A 22,105-nucleotide genomic window follows, 5' to 3' on the forward strand; every position below is an offset into this window, starting at 1 on the left:
ATATAATAAACGAAAAAATGCCGCTCAAAAAATGAGCGGCATTTTTTCGTTTATTGCCTTTGAATGTTAGTTAGCCGTTAACGCGACGGCATTCAATTGTCTCGGAGATCCGTCAGGCCCAACTGCGATAATATTATCAAATATTACTCTGGTACCCGGAACGATTCCGTTTAAGGCCGTTTTCATGCTGGAACTTAACGTTCCTCCATTAGTAGAAAGTACGATGGCATCTGCCCTTGGTTTGGCGATAATCATACTGAATTTAGTGACCTTAAATTTAGCGTCAAAATCAAAGTTATCCAACGTTGCAAAAACAGCGTTTTGAGCCTTAAGTGCCACAGTCGCCATATTACCTCCTGTCTTTCCTCCAAATTTGGCAATCGGATCCGGTATTCTTTTCACCCTAAACTCTGTTGTGCTCAACGTTTGTACTCTGCCTGGCGCTACTTCCGCCGAAACAGAAACTGTTGCCGTGCCTGGCGAGCTAACCGTAGCATTATATTTACCACCTGAACCGGAAAGCTTGCCACCGCCACCATTCAGGCTGACCCGGATCTTATCCGTCGGTGTACCCGGAGCAGAAACGGACAGTGGATTGCTGACACCGATATAGAGCACATTCATTTTATCCGGTGAAACAACCGCCGATGGTCTTGCAACCTGATAGATTTGTTCCGGTGTACGATATTCCTTAACAGTACCGTCCGTCTGTTTAACATTAATCACTCCAGACCATTTAAAAACACCTTCTTGATTGGTCGGAACTGTATACACTCCCTTTCCGTCCACGACATTCAATGGTGTTCCGTTGACCGTAATGGTTGGTTGTGATTTTGAATCGGACGCCGTTAGGAAAACCTCAGCAGTGTAAGGCTGTCCTTGAATCAAATAGGACGTCGGCGCAACCGCAACTGCCGCAAACTTATCCAAATTTACCACAGCTTGATCCATTTTGCCCAAAATAAGTTTCACAACATCAGATTCTGCATTCTGTGCATCAACTTGTATTTTAGTCAGCGTAGTCATAGCAGCCGTCAGAGGCGTTCCACTGCCGAAGTTAATCTCTTCCCATCTCCTTTTCCCATTGACGCCCTTCTCGGGATCTTGCGCCTCCAATGAAAATGAAACAGACTGTCGGTCATCTTCATTTAATAATGACAATAATTTTTCACGCGTACTATTTATTTTCTCCTTTAATTCCGCCCCTCTTTTTCCGTTAATCATAAGGTGAGGCGCAATATCTGCGTTCTCACGTCGAACCAAATCGCCTGTATCTTCATCGTATCCACCACCTTGTTTTTCAAATTCCTGTTTCAATTCGTTAATATATTGATCTAGTTCATCGACAACTGCGCGAGCCTGTTTAGCCTGTTCATAGATAGGTTTCGCCCGTTCCGGTTCTTCTTTTAGTTTTGTACTCTCAAATGCCGCAAACAACTGTTCGACAGAGTTGTCGACATTGGTCTTAGATGCTTCAAGACTGTCATTGATATTCTTAAAAGCGTCTAATATGGAGTTTGGTACATTCAATGCGAGTAAGGCGAGCAATACCAAATATAAAATATTGATCATGCGTTGCCTTGGAGTCTCTCTTCCGTAAGCCATTCTTTTCCTTTTTTGTTATAAAATGATTTTTCCTACACACGTGGCTGATTCATCGCCGTCAACATACCGCCATATACGGTATTCAAAGCAGCTAGGTTCTTAGCCAACTTGTTCACTTCTTCCTTAAATACCTTCGAGTCATCTAAGGATTCATTGAAGTTTTTCATTGTATAACTTAAGCTTTCATAGAATTGATTCATGGATTGCAGATGGGATGCCGAATCACGTAATTCCCGTTCGTACATCTCGTTCAACGATTTCAGGTTGTTTGTGAGACTCTGTACTTGTTTATGATAACCTTCGGTATCCATATTCGTATTGGACATGGCTACGAGATTGGCAGAAGCTTTTTCAAAAGCCATACTGAGATTATCAAATTTCGAACTCGCATATTTCAATTTCTCCGTAAATTCATTTGCCGCAAACGATACATCTGATATTTGGTTAATAGCAGAAACTTTATCACCAAAATCACGCAAGCCCCTCCCCAGATTTTCAATCATTGCAGGTTCTATCTTTGCATCCGCAAACATTTTATCTAATGCCTCTGTGGCTGATGGTCCTGCCGGTTGATGACTAAGTGCAACAGAACGTTGCGGCAGCTCTCCGGCGTAATTCTCATCCAATTCAGGATATACCCTCTCCCATGCGGGCTCTTTTGGAGGTGGATTGAATCCCATTAAAAAAAATAGAAAGGCTTCCACCGCTAAACCAATACCGATCATATAGTTGGCGAACGAGCCCCCTATATAAAGTATTTTAAACAGAACACCAACAATAACGATACTAGCTCCCCAAGAGATAGCAACGTGTAACCATCTTGAATTGTCTTTTTTCTTTACGCTCATATTTTTATCAATTTTTAGTAGCACGATGATACGTCGATAACGATTTATGAATTAAAACGCGATTTGATTCATAAATATTACTTTTCATAACTCGTATATCGAAACGATCCCAAAGTACTAGCAATAAAAATACCACAAATTACGATCGGCGGGATAAGATTCTTCATTGCGTTCAGAACGATAACTAAAAACGATTTTTGGTGTTTAAAACGTGCTCAATTTAATTGGCAACGTATATTTTACCCGAACGGGGAGCCCGTTCTGGACGCCGGGTTTCCATTTTGATGCTTTTTTTAGCACACGGATAGCCTCGTCGCCTGTACCGAATCCAATATCCCTCAAGATCGTAATATCCGTTAGAGAGCCATCTGTTTCCACGACAAACGTAGCGATTACGCTTCCTTTAATTCCTTGTTCCAACGCTCTATCTGGATACGTGTAGTTCTTCCCTACCCAATTCACAAACGCAGACATACCGCCGACTGGCTCCGGCATAACCTCTACCGACACGAACGGCTCCCCGTTATTTAATATGCCCCCATCGGGATCACCTGAGGCTTTTCCGGTGATATTTCCCAGTTCTTTCGTAGGTCCAAATTCACCCTTTGCAACAAAAGAACCGCCGTCCACTTTTTTAAGCGTAAGTCGAGCAGTCATCTTGTCTTTCAAATCATCTTGCGAAGCAACGTCTTCTACCACCCTATTACGATCGGTTACCACAGGTTCTACAAAACGGATCAGATCCTGCGCAGGTGGATCTTGTGCAATCTTTTGGACAGGTTGTTCCGCAGGAAGGATTACTTCCTCTTCTTTCGGAGGTTCGGGAATTGCCAATTGTTCAATTGTGACGGGCGTATGGTTTTCAATCATTGGCACCGAGGTCGTACCCGGCATGCGGTCGTACGCATATTTTCCGCCTACGAGTAAGGCAACAGCGAAAACGACCGTAAGGAGGGCTTTATTCGTGGCCGCGGCAGATTGACGTCTTAAATCATACGCACCATAGGTTTGGTTGCGAGAAGAAAAAACAACATCCAGCCATTCTTTCTCATAAATATCTAATTTGTTGTTCCACATAACGAAAAGTGTTAAGGTTTACATCTTTTCTTTCATGATGACAACAACGTAAAAATTCCATAAAAAATTTGGCTAGTAATGTTTATCTCACACGTGCATCCTGGCCAACGGCGCGATATCTTGACCGACAAATTCTTTCTGTAGATATTTATGGTATCCTGCAATGGCAATCATAGCAGCGTTGTCGGTACAATATTCAAATTTAGGAATAAATACGTTCCAACCGTATTGTTTCCCCATCTCTAGCAAGCCTTGACGAAGCCCGGAGTTGGCAGATACCCCCCCTGCGATCGCGATATCCAGTACACCCGTTTGTTTCGTCGCTTTCTTTAGTTTATTCAATAAAATAGAAACGATACGCTGTTGCACCGAAGCACAGACGTCAGCCATATTTTCCGCTAAAAAATCGGGATTCTTTTTCTCTTCTGCCTGCACCATATATAAAATAGCGGTTTTGAGACCTGAAAAACTAAAATTTAATTCTGGAATTTGTGGCTCGGGTAATTTATAGGCGTCCGGATTTCCATCGCGCGCATATTTATCGATTAGCGGACCTCCTGGATACGGTAAGTTCAGTATTTTGGCTGTTTTATCAAAAGCTTCTCCAGCAGCATCATCGAGCGTCTGTCCGAGCAATTCCATATCAAAATAGTCTTTCACCAGTACGATCTGCGTATGCCCACCTGATACCGTAAGGCAAAGAAAAGGAAAGCTGGGTTTCGGTTCTTCTATAAAATGAGCAAGGATATGCGCTTGCATGTGATTAACTTCAATCAGTGGAATCTGACGGGCCAGTGCAAACGATTTAGCGAAAGACGTCCCGACCAAAAGCGACCCTAAAAGTCCAGGTCCTCGTGTAAAAGCCACTGCATCAATATCATTTTTATGTATTTTTGCCTGTTGAATGGCTTCATCCACAGTCGGGATGATATGTAGTTGATGTGCACGCGATGCTAATTCGGGTACCACACCTCCATATTTTGCATGAATTGCTTGACCAGCAATAATATTTGATTTAATTTCACCGTCTATACATATAGAGGCAGAAGTTTCATCACAGGAAGACTCGATACCGAGGATAACAGCCATTGCACAAATGTTTAAATAGAATACAAAAATATCAAAAAAATACTTAAAATAACGCTGATTACCCTGCTTAGCATCGTCTTGCTAACGGTATTGGCTGTTTTCCTGTTACGCTATCCTGCGATACAAACTTATGTGACGAAAAAGGTCGCCAACTATCTAAGTGAAGAGCTACAAACAGATATATCGCTGGAGAAGGTTTATTTCAAACCTTTTAGCGCATTGGAATTACATAATTTTTTCATCAACGACCGAAACGGGAATACGTTGCTATCGGCTAAAAGTGCAACCGCCCGCATTTCTTTGATAAAAATATGGAACAGGCAAATCGGTATCCAGCATGTTACGTTAGACAGTGCTTTTATTAATTACGAAGTATATAAGGATAGCACCAATGTTAGTTTCCTGATTGATTACTTTTCACCCAAGAAGCAAGAGCAAACACCGAAAACGACTAAAATGCGGTTGGATTTGCAGCGCCTCACCTTGCACAACAATCGTTTCAAGCTGACCGACCATCGTTTCAATCACCATAATCGAGGTGTAGATTTTAGTGATTTAGATTTAACCGATATTTCGGGGGATTTTAAAGCCATCCGCTATAACGATACAACCATGCACGCGGATGTACAAGACCTCACCTTCAAAGAAAAAAGCGGACTATACCTTCAAGAATTTAGTGCAAAGTCTTATGTATCCAATACGAAGATGGAATTTACGGATCTTGTGCTTCATACCAATCGCTCCAAAGTAGGCAACCACCTTGCTTTCTATTACGATCGTTTCGCTGACTTCTCGGATTTCATCAAAAAAGTAGGAATCGAAGGCACACTTAACAATGCTTTTGTAGATTCACGCGATATAGAGTTTTTTGCCCCCGATATGGTAAACGTCCGGTTTACGACAGATATCGTCCAAGCTTCCGTATCCGGGACGGTCGAACATCTGAAGGCACGTGATGTGCATCTAAAGACTGGAACACAAACCAGCCTGCAAGGCGATTTTACGATCGACGGTCTGCCGGATATTGAACAAACGAGGTTCCATTTTGCACTGGCGAATTTACAGACCTCGGCAAAAGATGTCGAAGAACTTGTACCGGCACTGTCCAATCAATCTTCATTTTCCCTTCCGGATCAATTGCATCTTTTGGAAACAGTAGGGTACCAAGGCACACTTAACGGATACTATTATCTTTTTGATGTGGATGGAACTGCTACAACGGCATTAGGTGCGCTTTCCACAGAAAGCACCGTTACTATAAAACCAACGCTGCAATATACCGGCAAAGCGACAGCCACGTCCTTTGATTTGGGAAAATTCATACGCTCCAAAGAAATCGGAACAACGGGATTTGACCTTCAATTTGATGGTAAAGGAACAGATGCAAAAACATTACAATTAACGACACACGGTCATTTATCGAATCTTCTCTTCAAAAACTATCCCTATCGACACATCGAATTTGAAGGAGAGATGCTGGACGAGATTTTATATGCTAGCGGCGAAATTGATGACCGAAATGCTGTTTTGGACTTTAGTGGCGAGGTCGATTGGCAAGATTCCATTCCGATGTACGAATTTAATTCTACAATAGCACACCTGGACCTAAAAAGATTGCACCTTTATCTCCAAGACAGTATTGTCGTGAGCCAATCCAATATTCAGGCAAAACTGCACGGAAACTCATTGAATTCCTTAAACGGACATATTGCCTCCGATCATATACAGTTCAGCACGACAAGAGGCAATTTTGTTATGAACTATTTAGATTTTGAATCGGAAGGTGACGAGCAATCCAAAAAGCTAACCCTGAAGTCTGACGTCGTTGATGGCGTGATGTCGGGGCAAATTGATTTATCCACTATAGGCGCTTATTTTCGGTCACTCGCTATGCGTTATGCCCCGGCAATCAATCTTGAAATACAACCCTATAACCCACAGAACTTTGATTTGCATGTCGATGTCAAATCCTTTGCACCTATATCTGCACTGTTCGATCCCAACTTAGAACTGGAAGACGGTGCACATCTGACGGCGAAATTTTCGTCTAATCATTATACAGCAAATTTTGAGGCTTTTAGCCCCGTGGTGACCTACAAGGGCATGAAAATCACCAACCTTGCCCTTACGGAAAATGCGGACAACCAGGCTTTTTCTTTGGATGTAACAGCCGATCGTTTTAGCTTTTCGGACTCTGCCTATGTCGATCATATTGCCATCAACAACGTACTGGCAAACGACAGTCTGACCTTTCATATCTCGCTCTCTGAAACGAATCGCCCGAATTATCTTAAATTAAACGGAAACATACATTTTGCCCATAATCAGCCTGCCAATATCCGATTTGACCAATCGGAGATTGTTTTGAACAATGAGTCGTGGGAGATAAACCAAGACGCAGATCTCCGTGTTTCTAAAGGCAAGTTTTATCTAAACAACCTGCATGTTTCCAGAGATCGCCAGGAAGTCAGTCTAAACGGCATCCTTTCCAATGAAGACGATAAGCTTGATATCGCTTTTAAAGACTTTAGTCTGGCTTCATTATCAGGAATCACGCGGCCGCTAGGTATCGATTTGATTGGACATCTTAGTGGTGAGTTACAGGTCTATTCCGTCTTTGGTTCGCCAACACTGTCCGCAAACATTTCCACTACACCGATCATTTATAACAATCTTCCTATTGGCAACCTACAGGTGAATGCCGATTTTGACCCGCAAACCGGGCTCGTACAACTCCGTTCACAATTATTGGATGTAGATGGTGATGGCATTACGCTTAGTGGCTCGTATGACGTTAATTCCGAAGATGAAGCGCTACACCTAAAAGGAACTGTCAAAGATATAGATTTGGGCGTAGTACAACCGTTCCTGCGTACACTCGTTTCCAATCTATACGGCACCATGAGCGGTGACGTGACAATAAACGGTACTATTCGACAACCAAAAATCAACGGAACAGCTCATATCAAGGAAGCGTCTTTTTTTGTCAACCACCTGCAAACGAAATACAGTATCTCTAATCAGCATTCACTTATTCAACAGAATACAATCTTTTTAAACGATTTGCTGTTAAACGACGCTCGGAATGCCGCAGCGAGAGCAAACGGAGAAATCAATCTTAATACGCTCAGTGACCCGACATTAGCTATCCACGTTACGGCAGATAACTTCCAGATCTTAAACACCGCTCGAAAAGATAACGAGCTGTTTTTTGGGACGGCATACGCTTCGGGTGCTTTCCGTTTTAACGGCCCGACGAGTGCAATGGTTATGGATATTGATGTACGTCCGAATCCTAATACCGTTATCACGCTCCCTTTTAATACGTCATTGAAAGTAAACGATAACGACTTTATCTATTTCGTCAATCCAGATTCTGCTGAACAGGAAACACCAGTCTCTAAACGGCTTTTCCAAGGTTTGACCATGAATATGGATATTACGGTGACACCGGATGCTGAAATTAATCTGGAAAACAATATCGGCTCTTTAACAGGTGTTGGTACGGGCGATATTTCATTGCGTATATCGAGTTTGGGTGATTTTGAGATGTTCGGTGACTATCATGTTATCTCAGGAAAATTCCATTTTACCGCACAAGATTTCTTTAATAAGTTCTTTGATCTGAAAGAAGGGGGAACTATCCGATGGGCAGGTAATCCCGCCGAAGCGACCATTAATCTGAGCGCGACCTACCAGCAACGGACATCGATTGCTCCCCTATACAATGCGGCTGGTCGAGCGGAAAACAATGATCGAATCCTGGCACAGGCGGACATGATATTAAAAGGTACATTATCACAACCGGATGTTTCTTTCGACCTTAATTTTCCACAGACACCCTATATCAAAGATGAACTTCAAGGTTATTTGAGCGATATCAATAACGTCAATCAACAAGCTATTAGTCTCATCGTCCGGCGTAGCTTCACGCCGGCATCGACGCAGGAATTCGGCAGGGAAGTCAACAACACACTTCTATCGGCGGGTACTGAAATTGCGTTCAATCAACTGAACAGCATCATCTCCCAGTCCCTCAACATGAACTTTCTGGATCTCAATATCCGCTCCTTCAACGATGCTTCCGCTTCCTTACGGTTTTTCGACGACCGCTTGGTATTTACGGGCGGTGTTACAGACCGTAGCCAAAATCAGCTCAACGACCTCATGCTCTTCTCGGACCAAATAGCTACCGATGCAGAGGTAACATTCCGTTTACGTCAAGATGGAAACCTCGTATTAAGAGCATACAATAGACTCAATACGCGAAATTTCTTGTTTACTCCATATAGCGATTATATCAGTGCCATGGGTGTCGTTTATCGACAGGAATTCAATTCTCTATCTGAATTTTGGCGAAAGTTATGGCTTTGGAATGAGCGCTCGCACTAACCGTTCCCACTCGTCTTTCAAATCGCCTTTATATTCCGGCTGTTTCGCACGGTTATACCAATAACGCGCATTCCATAAATCGCCTTCTACACGATGCAAATAAGCATGTACATGTGCTGAGGTACGATCCTCCAGATGATCAATTAAATCATGGGCTGTTTGCCAATCTCCTTTTGCATCATACCAAAGTGCCTGTAAATGGACGTTCAATTTATCAGGAACAATGTCAGCATGCTCAATCGAAAATATAAATTCGTCGTAGGTCATAGTTGCTTCACTTACAAATATACAATCATTTTTTCCCAACAAATTACGTCTTTTTCCTAAAATAAATACTATTTCTCCCCAAAGACACGTTAGTGTTACGTATTTGTAACAAAATTATTATAGACACAGAACTATTAAAACTAGTTGTTTGTTACACTATGTGAACAGAAATAAAACAAATGATCTGAACGTAAATCGATACCCCCTATGAAACACACCCTTTATGCTATTTCCTTGTTATTGTTTGTCCCCTGTTGGGCCTTCTCCTCAAACAACGCTCATCTTTCTTCCAAAAAAATTTTCGATAATTCCGACTTATTTTGGATAACATCTCCTGGTGCACAAGATTCCCTGATTACTGTACAGGGTTCCGTCAAAGATGGGGGCAGCCATGCTATAGCAGGCACCATAGTCTCGGTAAAAGGAGAAACTGTCAACGCGGTAACCGACGATCAAGGCTTATTTACATTGGAGGTGAAGCCAGATGCTTCACTGATTTTTAATAAAACAGATTTCGCACGACACGAAGAGCCTGTAAATAACCGGAGCGAGATACATGTCGTATTAAAAATAGCCGAAGCGGACTCGGCGGTGGCAAAGGATTCTGTATCCGGCACGGTGGATACCACCCTTACGGATACTACCGTTACGGATACTACTGCTGCATCGCAGACGTCCCCCGTTTCGCCAACAACACCCATGACATCAACTGATTCTACAGCGAATTCACAAAGCTCCGTCCAAGGTACGGTTAGCGACAAAAATGGGCCTATAACAGGTGTTACGGTGTCCGTAAAGGGACAGCCAACTTCGGCGGCTACGGATGAACAAGGCCAATTCAGTATACCAGCAAATGCAGGCGATATATTGGTATTTAGTGCTGTTGGCTATAAAGAATACGAGGAACCACTCAACAATAGAGAAAAAATAGATGTATTGCTAAGCGAAGAATCTAAAACGATCGAATCCGTACAAGTTGTGGCCGTAGGTTATGGAACTATGGAGCGGGCCACGTTGGCCAGTTCGGTATCCAGTATAGGAGCCGATGAAATCGAAAACGAAGTCCTTCCCAGTATTCCGCAAGCTATCCAGGGAAAAGCCGGCGGCGTCCAGGTGACACAGAAATCCGGTTCACCAGGCGGCGGACTGAGCATCCGGGTACGCGGTACCACCTCGATAAATGCTAGTTCCGATCCACTATACGTTGTGGACGGGATCCCGGTAAACAGTACGACAAACTTCACTGGCGGTTCAGATTTCAACTTTGGTGGCGGTACACAGGGTATAAATGTTCTTTCCTCATTAAATCCTTCCGACGTACAATCTATCGAAATATTAAAAGATGCCGCCTCCTCTTCTATTTACGGTGCGAGAGCAGCTAATGGCGTCGTTCTCATCACGACCAAAAAAGGAGACGCCGGTACAAGCCAATTCCATTTTAACATGTACGAAGGATTTTCTGAAATGCCGTCCGAACGCAAGTATGAGATGATGAATACGGCACAGTACCAAGACTACATGCGAGATTATTATTACTTCAGGCAGCAAGACGATCCCGAATCAACTATACCGGATCAAATATTATCTAATCCAAACATCAATACCGATTGGCAAGATGCCATGTTCCGAAAAGCTGGCACTCGAAGCTACGAGCTAGCGGCTAGTGGGGGAAGTGAAAAAACGCAATATTACACCTCATTGGGCTATATGCGACAAGGTGGGATTATGCTCAACTCCGATTTCAACAGAATCAGCGGCCGCATAAACCTCAATCACCAGCACAATGATAAACTACGGTTTGCCACGGCAATCAACATCACACGTGCCGAAAATGACCGTATCCAGGAAGAAAACTCAAAAGAAGGACCTACGAAAACAGGTATCTTTTCACCTCCCAACCTCCCGGTATATGACGCTAATGGAAATTACGTTTATGACGAAGTCAGCTTATCACGGGAAAATCCGGTCGCTATGCTCAATTTACCGGTCAATAACGCACAAACATGGCGCGTATTGGGAAATGTAAGTGCCGAATATCAATTTATTCCGTCACTCACATTGAAAACAAGTTTCGGAACGGATATCAGTTTTATCGATGAGACATTTTTCATGCCACCAAATGGAATTCGCTCCTTTGCAAGCCAAGGCGGTATCGGCGCACGCCGCAACACACGCGACCAGCTTTGGATCAACGAGACAACCTTAACATTTGACAAGCAGTTTGGCGATCACGAATTCAATGCCCTAGGTGGATTTTCAGTACAGGAATCCCGACTGGAATTTGTTCATGGACAACGTTCCAACTTCCCTTCCAACGATATCGAACATATCAATGCCGGTGGGGTTATCATGCGGGCTGATGCGTATCCAGAAGAATGGGCTATCGCCTCCGCTTTCACACGGATAAATTACAATTATAAAAGAAAATATATTTTAACTGCCAATCTGCGTACGGACGGATCTTCCCGCTTTGGCAGGGATAACCGTTGGGCGACATTCCCTTCTTTTGCCGCGGCATGGCGTGTTTTGGAAGAAGATTTCATACAAGACCTTCCTATTATCAGTGACCTGAAACTGCGTGCCAGTTGGGGTATTACCGGTAACCAGAACATCGGAAACTACGCCAGCTACTCCCTTTATGCAGGAGGGAACAACTATTTGGGCATGCCCGGTTTTATTCCATCCGTTTTAGGTGACCGAAACCTCAAATGGGAGACAACGAGACAAGCTGATATCGGTGTTGATGTAGGATTATTCGATAATAGAATTTCGATTTTAGCAGATTATTACCATAAGAAAACTTCCGACCTGCTTATCGGCGTACCTATTCTGACCAACTCGGGTTATATCAACCGGTTTACCAACTCTGGTGATATTGAAAACAAGGGGTTTGAATTCGAGTTGACCACGCGTAATTTGATCGGTGATTTTAAGTGGTCCACTTCTTTAAATATGACCTTCAACCGAAATAAGGTCTTAGCTTTACCCGCCGGGGTGGATAATATTTTAGGCGGTGTTGGCAACTTAAACATTGCGCAGGAAGGTTTACCCCTCGGTTCCTTCTACGGTTGGAAAATGATTGGCGTTAATCCGCAAACAGGTATGATCGATTATGAGGACAAAGACGGTCAGCCAACAACACCAACTGATGACCAAGATAGACAGATCATCGGCAATCCACACCCTGATTTCTTCGGTGGTATCACGAATACTTTTCAATATAAGAATTTCGATTTTAGTGTGATGGGGCAATTTTCTTATGGTAACGACATGTTTAATTATACGTTAGCTTCAGGCTTAGAAGGATATAATGCCAGTTCAAATGCCTTTATCGATTGGGTGGATCGCTGGCGTCAACCGGGCGACGTTACTGATGTTCCTCGTCCTAGTCCGGGAAGTTTTGATAACGGAGCCATTTCCGATAGGTTTGTCCAAGACGGTTCCTTCTTTCGTTTGCGTAACATTACATTAGGCTATTCCTTACCACAATCCGTTACAGAAAGATTGAAAGTGAACAAACTCAGAGCTTATGTTACCGTACAAAATGCGTATGTATTCACCAAATACCGTGGTTTTGATCCCGAAGTAAGTTCCAGTCATGGCGGTGCCAATACGGGGCTTATCTATGGATATGACTACGGAAGTTATCCGCAGCCACGCATATTTACCGCAGGGGTTAATTTATCTTTCTAATCTATTAAATGCATACACTTATGAACACGCTATATAAATTTTTTTTCGCCGCTATATTACTTGCAAGTTCTACATCCTGTGAGAGTTTCCTCGACCGCGAACCACTTGCGCAAGTTACCAACGATAGCTATTTCAATTCGGAAACCAATGCTAATTCCGCTGCAATTGGCATGTACCGTACCATGACGAGCTCGTTTACTTATGGACAGACGATGGTCATTGTACCCGAGTTCTCAGCTGGCCATGTTTCCCATGCCGCCATATTTCCAGAATATGAAAATTTCAAAACACACGACGTCACCGCGACCAACCCATGGATTGCCAACGCATGGCAGGGAATCTATGCAACCATCAACGCAGCTAATAACATTATTGCTCAAGTAGCTGAAATGCCCGAAAATACCATCTCCGAAGAAAAGAGAGCACAATTTATTGGTGAAGCCAAATTTGTACGTGCCTTAAACTATTTCTTTCTGGTACGTGCTTTTGGTCGCGTACCATTAAAATTGACTGCTACTACAGAGGATGAAGATGTAGCTATTCCGCAGTCTGAACCTGTCGCCATCTATGAACAGCTTGTAAAAGATCTTACGGAAAGCGTGACACAACTTCCGGAGACGCACGAAACTACCGAAGCAACTAAAGGTAGAGCGACAAAGGCCGCAGCACAATCCCTATTAGCCAAGGTTTACCTTTATCAAGCATCGATTACAAACGATTATACCTTGGCCGCAAGTACAGCCGCAGAAATCATCAATTCTGAGAGTTTTCAGTTAGTCGACAATTTCGGCAGTATCTGGTCAACCGAAAATACGGCTGAATCTATTTTTGAGTTGCAATTTGATGATCAAACCACCAACACCCTGGCATCGGTAAGTAATGATAATGCGAGTATGTTATTCTATGTAAAAGATGCTTCTATCCAAGCGCTATTTGAGGAGGGGGATAAAAGACAAGATTTCTCCATATTTCAGGGATCAAATGACCGTTACTATATGGGAAAATTCCCTAACGCAACTCCACCAAGTCAGAACCTGCCTATTATCCGCCTGGCAGAAATCCTGCTCATTCATGCGGAAGCAGAAGCTAGGGCAAGCAATAGTATAAGCGATGCGGCGTTTAATTCACTCCAAAAAGTATTGACACGGGCAGGAGTTCCGAAAGAAAAAGGAGATTTCACTTCAGTGGATAACTTCGTTACTTTCGTACAGGAAGAAAAGGAGCGGGAACTTCTTTTTGAGGGTGAAACGTGGTTCGATTTCTGTCGCACAGGACTCGCGTTAGAAAAATATGAGACATTAGATAGTGAAAATGGATTTGTTTATCCACTTCCAACACAACAGATCCGGCTCAATCCGGAATTGGTGCAAAACCCAGGATATTAGAAAATAGGGCAGACTGGCATGTCTGCCCTGTATATTATGATTTAAACTTACTTGCCAAGGCGGCTAATTTACTCGCCATATCGGTTTCGGGTGTCTTCGCTTTCCGTTGATTATCATGGTGCTTACGTGATGACGCAGGTTTTTCATCGGATTTCATCGACAGGCCAATGCGATTTCGCCTTTCATCGATTTCGGTTACAGTCACGATAACACGCTGCTGTACCTTGACCACCTCATTCGGATCGGAAACAAAACGGTTAGCAAGCTGGCTTAGGTGCACTAAACCATCTTGGTGGACACCAACATCCACAAATGCCCCAAAATTGGTGATATTCGTAACGATGCCCGGTAATTTCATACCGATGCGTAGGTCACGTATACTGTTCACGCCGTCTGTAAACTTAAACTCTTCGAATTGCTCGCGCGGATCACGCCCCGGTTTGGACAACTCCGCTATAATATCGTTTAGCGTCGGAAGCCCGACTTCATCCGACACATATTTCTTTAGGTCAATTTGCTTGCGCAACGCCTCATTTGTTAACAAATCCTGTACATTGGCCTGCAGGTCTTTTGCCATTTGCTCCACAAGTGCATAACGCTCCGGGTGTACAGCAGAAGCATCCAGCGGATGTTCGCCGTGACGGATACGAAGGAAACCTGCCGCCTGTTCAAAGGCCTTATCTCCCAAACGTGGAACCTTTTTCAGTTCCTTACGTGATTTGAATGGTCCATTCGCTACCCGATAATTTACGATCTGCTGTGCAAGAGAGGGGCCAAGTCCGGAGACATACGCCAAAATCTGTTTAGATGCTGTATTCAACTCTACACCTACCGCGTTCACACAGGAGATAACCGTATCATCCAACGAGCTTTGCAATTTGTTTTGATCAACATCGTGCTGGTATTGGCCTACCCCGATAGATTTAGGGTCAATTTTCACCAATTCCGCTAACGGGTCCATTAATCGTCGACCAATAGACACTGCTCCACGAACCGTCACATCGTAGTCCGGAAATTCTTCCCGAGCCACTTCTGAAGCGGAATAAATCGATGCGCCCGATTCGTTCACCATCACGACCGTAACATCTTTTAATCCTAACTTGCGGACAAATTCTTCTGTCTCGCGGCCAGCCGTGCCATTACCAACAGCTATCGCTTCCACATCGTAGCGTTTTACCAACAGTTCTACCGTTTTTGCGGCTTCCGCTAAACCTCCTGCACCATTATGCGGAAAGATGGTGGTATTCTCCAGTAGTGCGCCCTGGGCATCCAATACAACCGTTTTGCACCCGGTGCGGAATCCCGGATCGATCGCCAATAACCGTTTTTGTCCCAAAGGCGCTGCCAGCAGCAATTGACGGACATTGTCCGCAAACACACGGATGGCTTCTTCATCTGCTTTTTGCCGAGTCAATACCCTCACCTCGGTTTCCATGGACGGCTTCAGCAGTCTTTTATAGCTATCTTGTAAGGCTATTCGTACTTGCGCGGCAGCATCATTATTGGCTTTTATATAGATTTTCTCTATAGCCGAAAGTATCGTTTCCTCTTCTACAGCAATATCAAGATAGAGCATTTCCTCTTTCTCGCCACGGCGCATTGCTAACACGCGGTGAGACGGCGCATCTTGAAGCGGTTCCGACCACTCAAAGTAGTCTTTGTACTTCAACGCATCTTCTTCTTTTCCGGGAACAACACGCGAAATAAACAGACCTTTATCCAAAAATATTTTCCGGGATCTTGCGCGAACTTCGGCATCTTCCGCAATCTGCTCTGCTATAATATCACGTGCACCTGCTATGGCCTCTTCTTCGGATGCCACCCCCTTCTCCGAATCGATAAAACCAGCTGCTAATACTGATACATCGTCTTTCTCCTGTAGGAGCAACCTATCAGCCAACGGTTGTAGGCCTTTTTCTCTCGCTACGGATGCACGCGTTTTGCGTTTGGGTTTGAATGGCAGGTAAATATCTTCTAGAATAGCCATCGTCTCCGCTTGTTGGATCTGTTGTTCCAGCTCAGGTGTTAATTTTCCCTGCTCGGTAATAGATTTCAGTACGGCTTCCCGGCGTTTATCTAAATCGCGTAATTGCTGCACACGGTCACGGATAGTCGTAATTTGCACTTCGTCCAAACTGCCGGTCATCTCCTTACGGTAACGGGCGATGAATGGAACAGTTGCTCCTTCGTCCAATAAATCGATAGTCGTGGACACCTGACGACTATTTATCCCCAGTTCTTGCGAAATAATAATTTCGTATGCCATATTTTAAAAGTAAGTAAAAAAGAAAGCTGTAGGAATTTACCAACAGCTTTTAGAATAGTATTATACGATAAATAAATTTAAACATTTTTAGATTGCTCCGTATCAGAAGCCGATGTATTGGTTTGTGTTTCTTCACCTTCAAGTGTGTCCGTGCTGCCCTCTTCATCTGCAAAATGATCATTATACCCATACGTGTAATGTTCATCGCCTGAAGATGGTTGCTCACCAGGATGATGTTGCACTGTATTCTCTGGCGTTGTAAACTTCGGAAACTCCTTTTTTGTCTCCTGTTCCACCCCAACGGCTTCTTCGCCTTCCCTCTCTTGCTGATTAATCTCTTCTGATATTGTTTGAGATTTGGTTTTGGTAACCGGTGTATCCTCTACAGTAACGTCCAAATCCTTTTCAAAATTATTTATCTGATCTGAAATTTCCCGTTTTATACCATCAGATGCATCTTTAAATTCGCGAATTCCGCGTCCCAATCCTCTCGCTAATTCGGGTAATTTCTTCCCTCCAAACAACAGTAAAATGACGATAACAATAAGTATCATCTCCTGTGTGCCGATATTCAAGAATCCTAAAGTCATTTTATCCTTCTCCTTTTAATCTTTCTTAACAAGCAACTAAGGTAAGTGTAAATTTACGTTTCCTCCAAATTTTGATGTAACATTTATATCCTTTTTTTTCGTAAAAAAGGATCAAAAACCTCGTCGCTGCGGATATTTGAAATAATTTGTAGTACAAAAAATGAGTCTCCACATACTTCAAATCCCCAGATGCGACATTAAGTGTTAATTAGGGGCAATGCAAACCTTAAAACAATTATATTTGCAGACTCGAATATTGGCGCACCCGCGGAACACTATGTTACATCATTATTACAAACAGAATAAACATTTTTATTGGAGTGCCTTTGCACTTGCGGGACCTGTCATTATTTCTCAGTTGGGACATACCTTGGTGCAGACGGCCGACACAGTCGTGGTGGGTAAGTTTGCCGGAACTATTCCACTGGCAGCGGTTTCCCTTGTACACTCGGTGTTTATCGTGGTTATGGTGATCGGACTTGGTGTTTCTTATGGCCTGACACCTCTTATCGCCCAAGCCAATGGTAAAGGCGACAAAGACGCTTGCGGAAAATTGCTCTCCAGTAGCCTCTGGCTAAATGTTGCCACTGCTATTCTGCTATTTGGCCTCGTTAACTTTGGGTCGATGTACGCCATGGAACACCTTGATCAGGATCCCGAGGTGGTAGAAACGGCAAAACCTTATCTATTGGTCTTGATGTTCTCCATTATCCCGTTGATGGCATTTAACACATTCAAACAGTTTGCCGAGGGCCTTGGCTTTACTAGACAGGCCATGAACATCACCATCTGGGGCAATGTATTGAACGTGATTTTAGCCATTATATTTGTGAAAGGTATGTTCGGTATCAAACCAATGGGCATTGTTGGCGTTGGGTACGCAACCTTAATTGACCGTGTGCTAATGATGCTGGCGATGTCTTTTTATGTCCTGCGTTCCAAACGGTTCAGTCTATACACAAAAACATTTTCATTTTTTCGTGCGGAACTTTCCCGGATAAAGAGCATTTTTAAAATCGGTGCTCCAATGGCTCTGCAATATGTATTTGAAGTGGGCTCGTTTGCTGCGGCATCCCTTATCGCCGGAAAGATTGGGGCGTTGGAACAGGCCAGTCATCAAGTTGCGATTACCTTGGCTTCCATGACATATATGATGGCCAGTGGTATTGCCTCGGCTGCGACTATCAAAACCGGTCATAGTTATGGGAAAAGAAACATGACGCGGGTAAAGAAGTTCGCTACCGTCTCTTATCACCTTGTTATTGTTTTTATGTTGATCTGTGCGGTGATTTTTGCGGTCTTCAACCAACATTTACCCCGAATAATCAGTGACGACCAGGCTGTTATCAGCATCTCTGCTCAGCTTCTAATCATCGCAGGACTGTTCCAACTGTTTGACGGCACGCAAGTTGTCGGGCTGGGCGTTCTCCGCGGAATGGGTGACGTCAATGTCCCTACACTGATTACTTTCATTGCTTACTGGATCGTTGGAATCCCTGCTGCATACCTTTTGGGTGTTTATTTCAACATTGGTGTGCAAGGTGTATGGTATGGGCTTTCACTCGGGTTACTGACTTCTTCTATATTGTTATATATGCGCTACCGGAGCATTATCCGGCAGCGGATGGATAGGTTTGGGTAGTTTGGACAACATATTGATCCAAGGCAGCTCTTTTTCTACATTATATTTTTATTAATAGATCCAACGCCCTGTTGAGCGTGTCCTTATCTTTAGCAAAACAAATACGAAGCAGGCGTTGATCATAGGGCGAAGCGTAAAATGCGGAAACAGGAACAGTAGCCACTTTAAATTGGGTAGTCAATTGGGTGGCATAAGCCAATTCAGGTAAGTCGCTGATCGGTGCATAATCCATCAACAAAAAATACGTACCTTCACAGGGCAAACTTCGAAATCGGCTTGCTTTCAACCCCTCTACAAATAGGTCGCGCTTTTCTTGAAAAAAAGCACGTAAACTCAGATAACTATCCTTATCCTGGAGATAGTCCGCTATCGCAAACTGCATAGGGGTATTGGCACTAAATACGTTAAATTGATGTATTTTTCGAAATTCGGCTGTTAGATATGCTGGTGCAGCCACATAACCCAATTTCCAACCTGTAGTATGCAATAATTTCCCGAACGAAGCCACGACAAAACTACGCGCCCATAGTGCCGGGAACTGCAATAAAGACCAGTGTGGTCTATCGTCGTAGACAATATGCTCATATACTTCATCGCTCAATATCTCAATCGAGGTGTCCTGTACCAATTTTTCCAAGGCTTCGAAATCTGTTTTCTTCCAAATCTTAGTTGAGGGATTGGTGGGGTTATTAACGATGATAAGCTTTGTACGGGGTGAAATCAACGTCGCTACCTCCTGCCAATCAATAGCAAAATGAGGTGCTTTTAGTATTACTGGAACGATTTTCCCACCAAAAAGCTCGACGCTGGGTCTATAGGAATCGTAGGCCGGTTCGAAGATAATGACTTCATCACCCGGACGGATAAGTGTCGCGATTGCTGTAAAGAGTGCCTGGGTGCCTCCTGAGGTAATGGTTATCTCTTTTTCCGCATCCACATCTACTTGATAAAGCATATGCATCTTTTCCGCCAAAACTTCCCTAAGGGGCAATATACCCGGCATGGGTGCATATTGATTACATCCTTTACGCATGTAATGGTCAACCAAAGTAACTAACCTCTCGGATGTCGGATAATTGGGAAATCCTTGTGATAAATTAATAGCGCCGTGCTCTTGGGCTAAAGCCGACATGCGGGAGAATATACTAACCTCTGTTTTTGGAAGTTTGGAAACAAACTTTGCACGTTGAAGGGATTCTGTCATTTTAGCGATTTAACTACCCTACTAAAATAATAGATTTTATATTTAATGAACAAATAAATTTTCTGATTTGTCTCGAGCGTTAGATGATAAGTCTTGCGTCCTATTTGTAAGCCACGTTAAAAACAAATTGTCGACAAATACGTTTTATTATAAGAAACTAAAACAAAATGTGATATGGACAAGTTGAAAAAATTCGACCTAATGGCAAAAATTGTCAGAGAACTGGAAGACGTACGAAATAGTCAGCAGGCTGTTTTAGAAAAGGTAGGCAAAATTGAAGTAGACAACATCGAGTTGGGAGATAAACTAATAGAATCCAAAATGCCGGATATCTATCAGCGGACTGCAGACAATGCCGATTCTATTCGGGAAATCTTGGAGTCTTTCCAAGAAAAAACGGAAGAATACAGCGAAAAGAACAATATCGATAGATTGAGGGAGCAAGAGACTATTAACAATGCAAAATAATAAAAAACGGCGTGTAAAAATACACGCCGTTTTTTGGTTAAATCTCCCGATTTATATCCCAATTTTCTAAATAATCCGCAACACGTTTTAAGAAAGTGCCACCTAACGCGCCATCAATGACCCGGTGGTCGTAGGACATAGACAGATACATCATATGGCGGATAGCAATTACGTCCCCGTGTTCCGTCTCCAGAACGGCAGGTTTTTTCTTAATTGTACCTACAGCCAAGATTGCTGCTTGTGGTTGATTGATAATAGGTACCCCCATAATATTCCCAAAAGCACCGATATTGGTAAACGTAAAAGTCCCCCCTTGCGTATCATCTGGTTTCAATTGATTCTGCCGACTCCGATGTGCCAAATCATTGACAGATTTGCTCAATCCCACTAAACTCAGCTGATCGGCATTTTTGATAACGGGAACAATCAAATTGCCAGAAGGCAATGCTGCGGCCATACCGATGTTGATGTTCTTCCGCTTGATGATCTGATGTCCTTCAACGGATACATTAACCATTGGAAAGTCACGTAATGCTTTACTGATAGCTTCTATAAAAATGGGGGTAAAGGTAATATTTTCGCCTTCCCGCTTTTTATAGCTATCCTTGATCTTATTTCTCCAATTGACTAGATTCGTTACGTCTGCTTCTACAAAGGAGGCCACATGTGGCGACGTTTTTACACTATGCACCATATGATCGGCTATGAGCCTACGCATACGATCCATTTCCACAATTTCATCACCAGGTGTTGTTGCTTTCGCAGCATTTCCACTTATCGGTTTTTCTTCCGAAGAAGGCGTAATCACGCGCTGATTGGATGAGGTCGCTTTAGAGGATGCTTCTTCTGATCCAAATCCCGTTGCCGGATAATTCGTTGATCGTTTTGCAATATAATCGAGAATATCCTGTTTAGTAACCCTGCCTTCCGAACCTGTGCCTCGGATATTATCCAATTCTGTTTGGCTAAGCCCTTCTTCCTGTGCGATATTTTTGACTAAAGGAGAGTAGAAACGAGAGCCGGAATGTAACACGGTCTTTTCACGCGTTTCTTGCGTTAGTAATTCGGTACCAGGAATATCCGATGTCAGAGCTTCCTCTTCCTCTATAACCGAAATAACCTCCGGCGGTTCTTCCGTGTTAGTATGCTGCTCTGTTATATCTTGAGGTGTTTCCGGTTGAGGCTCGGGAACGGTATTCTCGTCTTCGTCTGTCGCCGATACACTTGTGTCTTCGTCTAATCTTCCTTCTACTTCAATCCACGCGATCACCTCGCCCACTTGTGCTACTTGGTTTTCTTCAAAGAAAATCTTGGATAACTTTCCTGTAACTGGAGCGGGAACATCAGAATCCACCTTATCTGTCGCTATCTCCACAATTGGATCATCTTCCTCAACCAAATCTCCGATTGCTTTCACCCATTTCGTAATGGTCGCCTCGGAAACACTTTCTCCCATTCTTGGAAGCACCACTTTATATATACCCATATTGACCTAAGTTCATTGAATGATTTACTAAATTAACATTTAATCTAACAAATTCAATTAAACAAAACATAATATTTTATAATGGGGCAAAAA

14 protein-coding genes are annotated in these 22,105 nt (G+C 43.2%); 5 read left to right on the plus strand and 9 right to left on the minus strand.

The window, feature by feature from the left end; all coding sequences use genetic code 11:
• Nucleotides 1-66: 66 nt before the first annotated feature.
• The 4 genes from porM to tsaD form a co-directional block, all read right to left on the minus strand.
• The gene (porM, locus tag H8B21_RS11695) at nt 67-1,605 is read right to left on the minus strand and encodes a type IX secretion system motor protein PorM/GldM (protein WP_190313920.1); all 1,539 of its coding nucleotides are present in this window, start codon (nt 1,603-1,605) and stop codon (nt 67-69) included.
• Nucleotides 1,606-1,637: 32 nt separating this feature from the next.
• Nucleotides 1,638-2,453: a type IX secretion system motor protein PorL/GldL gene (gene porL / locus H8B21_RS11700; protein WP_190313921.1), complete on the minus strand. Its 816-nt coding sequence runs from the start codon at nt 2,451-2,453 to the stop codon at nt 1,638-1,640.
• 204 nt (nt 2,454-2,657) lie between these two features.
• Nucleotides 2,658-3,530 (minus strand): energy transducer TonB, encoded by an 873-nt coding sequence (locus H8B21_RS11705; RefSeq protein WP_190313922.1) that lies wholly within the window; start codon nt 3,528-3,530, stop codon nt 2,658-2,660.
• Nucleotides 3,531-3,617: 87 nt separating this feature from the next.
• A complete protein-coding gene (gene tsaD, locus H8B21_RS11710) occupies nt 3,618-4,619 on the minus strand; it encodes a tRNA (adenosine(37)-N6)-threonylcarbamoyltransferase complex transferase subunit TsaD (RefSeq protein WP_190313923.1) in 1,002 nt (333 codons plus the stop codon).
• A 30-nt stretch (nt 4,620-4,649) separates the two neighbouring features.
• On the opposite strand from tsaD, the gene H8B21_RS11715 reads away from it, so the two are divergent.
• Nucleotides 4,650-9,011, plus strand: coding sequence for a translocation/assembly module TamB domain-containing protein (locus H8B21_RS11715; protein ID WP_449618948.1), 4,362 nt, complete (start codon nt 4,650-4,652; stop codon nt 9,009-9,011).
• Here the strand turns inward: H8B21_RS11715 and H8B21_RS11720 are convergent.
• Nucleotides 8,982-9,278, minus strand: a complete 297-nt coding sequence (locus tag H8B21_RS11720) for a hypothetical protein (RefSeq protein ID WP_190313925.1) — start codon at nt 9,276-9,278, stop codon at nt 8,982-8,984. The two genes, H8B21_RS11715 and H8B21_RS11720, sit on opposite strands and share 30 nt — an antisense overlap.
• A 207-nt stretch (nt 9,279-9,485) precedes the next feature.
• Here H8B21_RS11720 and H8B21_RS11725 point away from each other — a divergent pair, with 207 nt between their 5' ends.
• Together H8B21_RS11725 and H8B21_RS11730 are read left to right on the plus strand one after the other, a co-directional pair.
• Nucleotides 9,486-12,971: a SusC/RagA family TonB-linked outer membrane protein gene (locus tag H8B21_RS11725; protein WP_190313926.1), complete on the plus strand. Its 3,486-nt coding sequence runs from the start codon at nt 9,486-9,488 to the stop codon at nt 12,969-12,971.
• Between the two features lie 20 nt (nt 12,972-12,991).
• A complete protein-coding gene (locus H8B21_RS11730) occupies nt 12,992-14,356 on the plus strand; it encodes a RagB/SusD family nutrient uptake outer membrane protein (protein WP_190313927.1) in 1,365 nt (454 codons plus the stop codon).
• A gap of 34 nt (nt 14,357-14,390) precedes the next feature.
• Here the strand turns inward: H8B21_RS11730 and H8B21_RS11735 are convergent, their stop codons facing one another.
• Both H8B21_RS11735 and H8B21_RS20820 read right to left on the minus strand, forming a co-directional pair.
• A complete protein-coding gene (locus H8B21_RS11735; RefSeq protein WP_190313928.1) occupies nt 14,391-16,622 on the minus strand; it encodes a Tex family protein in 2,232 nt (743 codons plus the stop codon).
• 77 nt (nt 16,623-16,699) lie between these two features.
• Nucleotides 16,700-17,212 carry a Sec-independent protein translocase subunit TatA/TatB gene (locus tag H8B21_RS20820; protein WP_190313929.1) on the minus strand — a complete coding sequence of 171 codons (513 nt, stop codon included), beginning with the start codon at nt 17,210-17,212 and terminating at the stop codon, nt 16,700-16,702.
• 277 nt (nt 17,213-17,489) lie between these two features.
• Here H8B21_RS20820 and H8B21_RS11745 point away from each other — a divergent pair, with 277 nt between their 5' ends.
• Nucleotides 17,490-18,854, plus strand: coding sequence for an MATE family efflux transporter (locus H8B21_RS11745; protein WP_190313930.1), 1,365 nt, complete (start codon nt 17,490-17,492; stop codon nt 18,852-18,854).
• A 40-nt stretch (nt 18,855-18,894) separates the two neighbouring features.
• On the opposite strand, the gene H8B21_RS11750 is transcribed toward H8B21_RS11745, so the two are convergent.
• Entirely contained in the window at nt 18,895-20,058 is a 1,164-nt protein-coding gene (locus tag H8B21_RS11750) for a methionine aminotransferase (RefSeq protein ID WP_190313931.1), read from the minus strand.
• A 174-nt stretch (nt 20,059-20,232) separates the two neighbouring features.
• Between H8B21_RS11750 and H8B21_RS11755 the strand changes: the two genes are divergently transcribed.
• A complete protein-coding gene (locus tag H8B21_RS11755) occupies nt 20,233-20,526 on the plus strand; it encodes a hypothetical protein (protein WP_190313932.1) in 294 nt (97 codons plus the stop codon).
• 37 nt (nt 20,527-20,563) lie between these two features.
• Here H8B21_RS11755 and H8B21_RS11760 read toward each other — a convergent pair whose 3' ends face one another.
• Nucleotides 20,564-22,012 (minus strand): dihydrolipoamide acetyltransferase family protein, encoded by a 1,449-nt coding sequence (locus tag H8B21_RS11760; protein ID WP_190313933.1) that lies wholly within the window; start codon nt 22,010-22,012, stop codon nt 20,564-20,566.
• Nucleotides 22,013-22,105 lie beyond the last annotated feature (93 nt).

The organism is Sphingobacterium chuzhouense (genome assembly GCF_014692525.1).
GTDB lineage: Bacteria > Bacteroidota > Bacteroidia > Sphingobacteriales > Sphingobacteriaceae > Sphingobacterium > Sphingobacterium chuzhouense.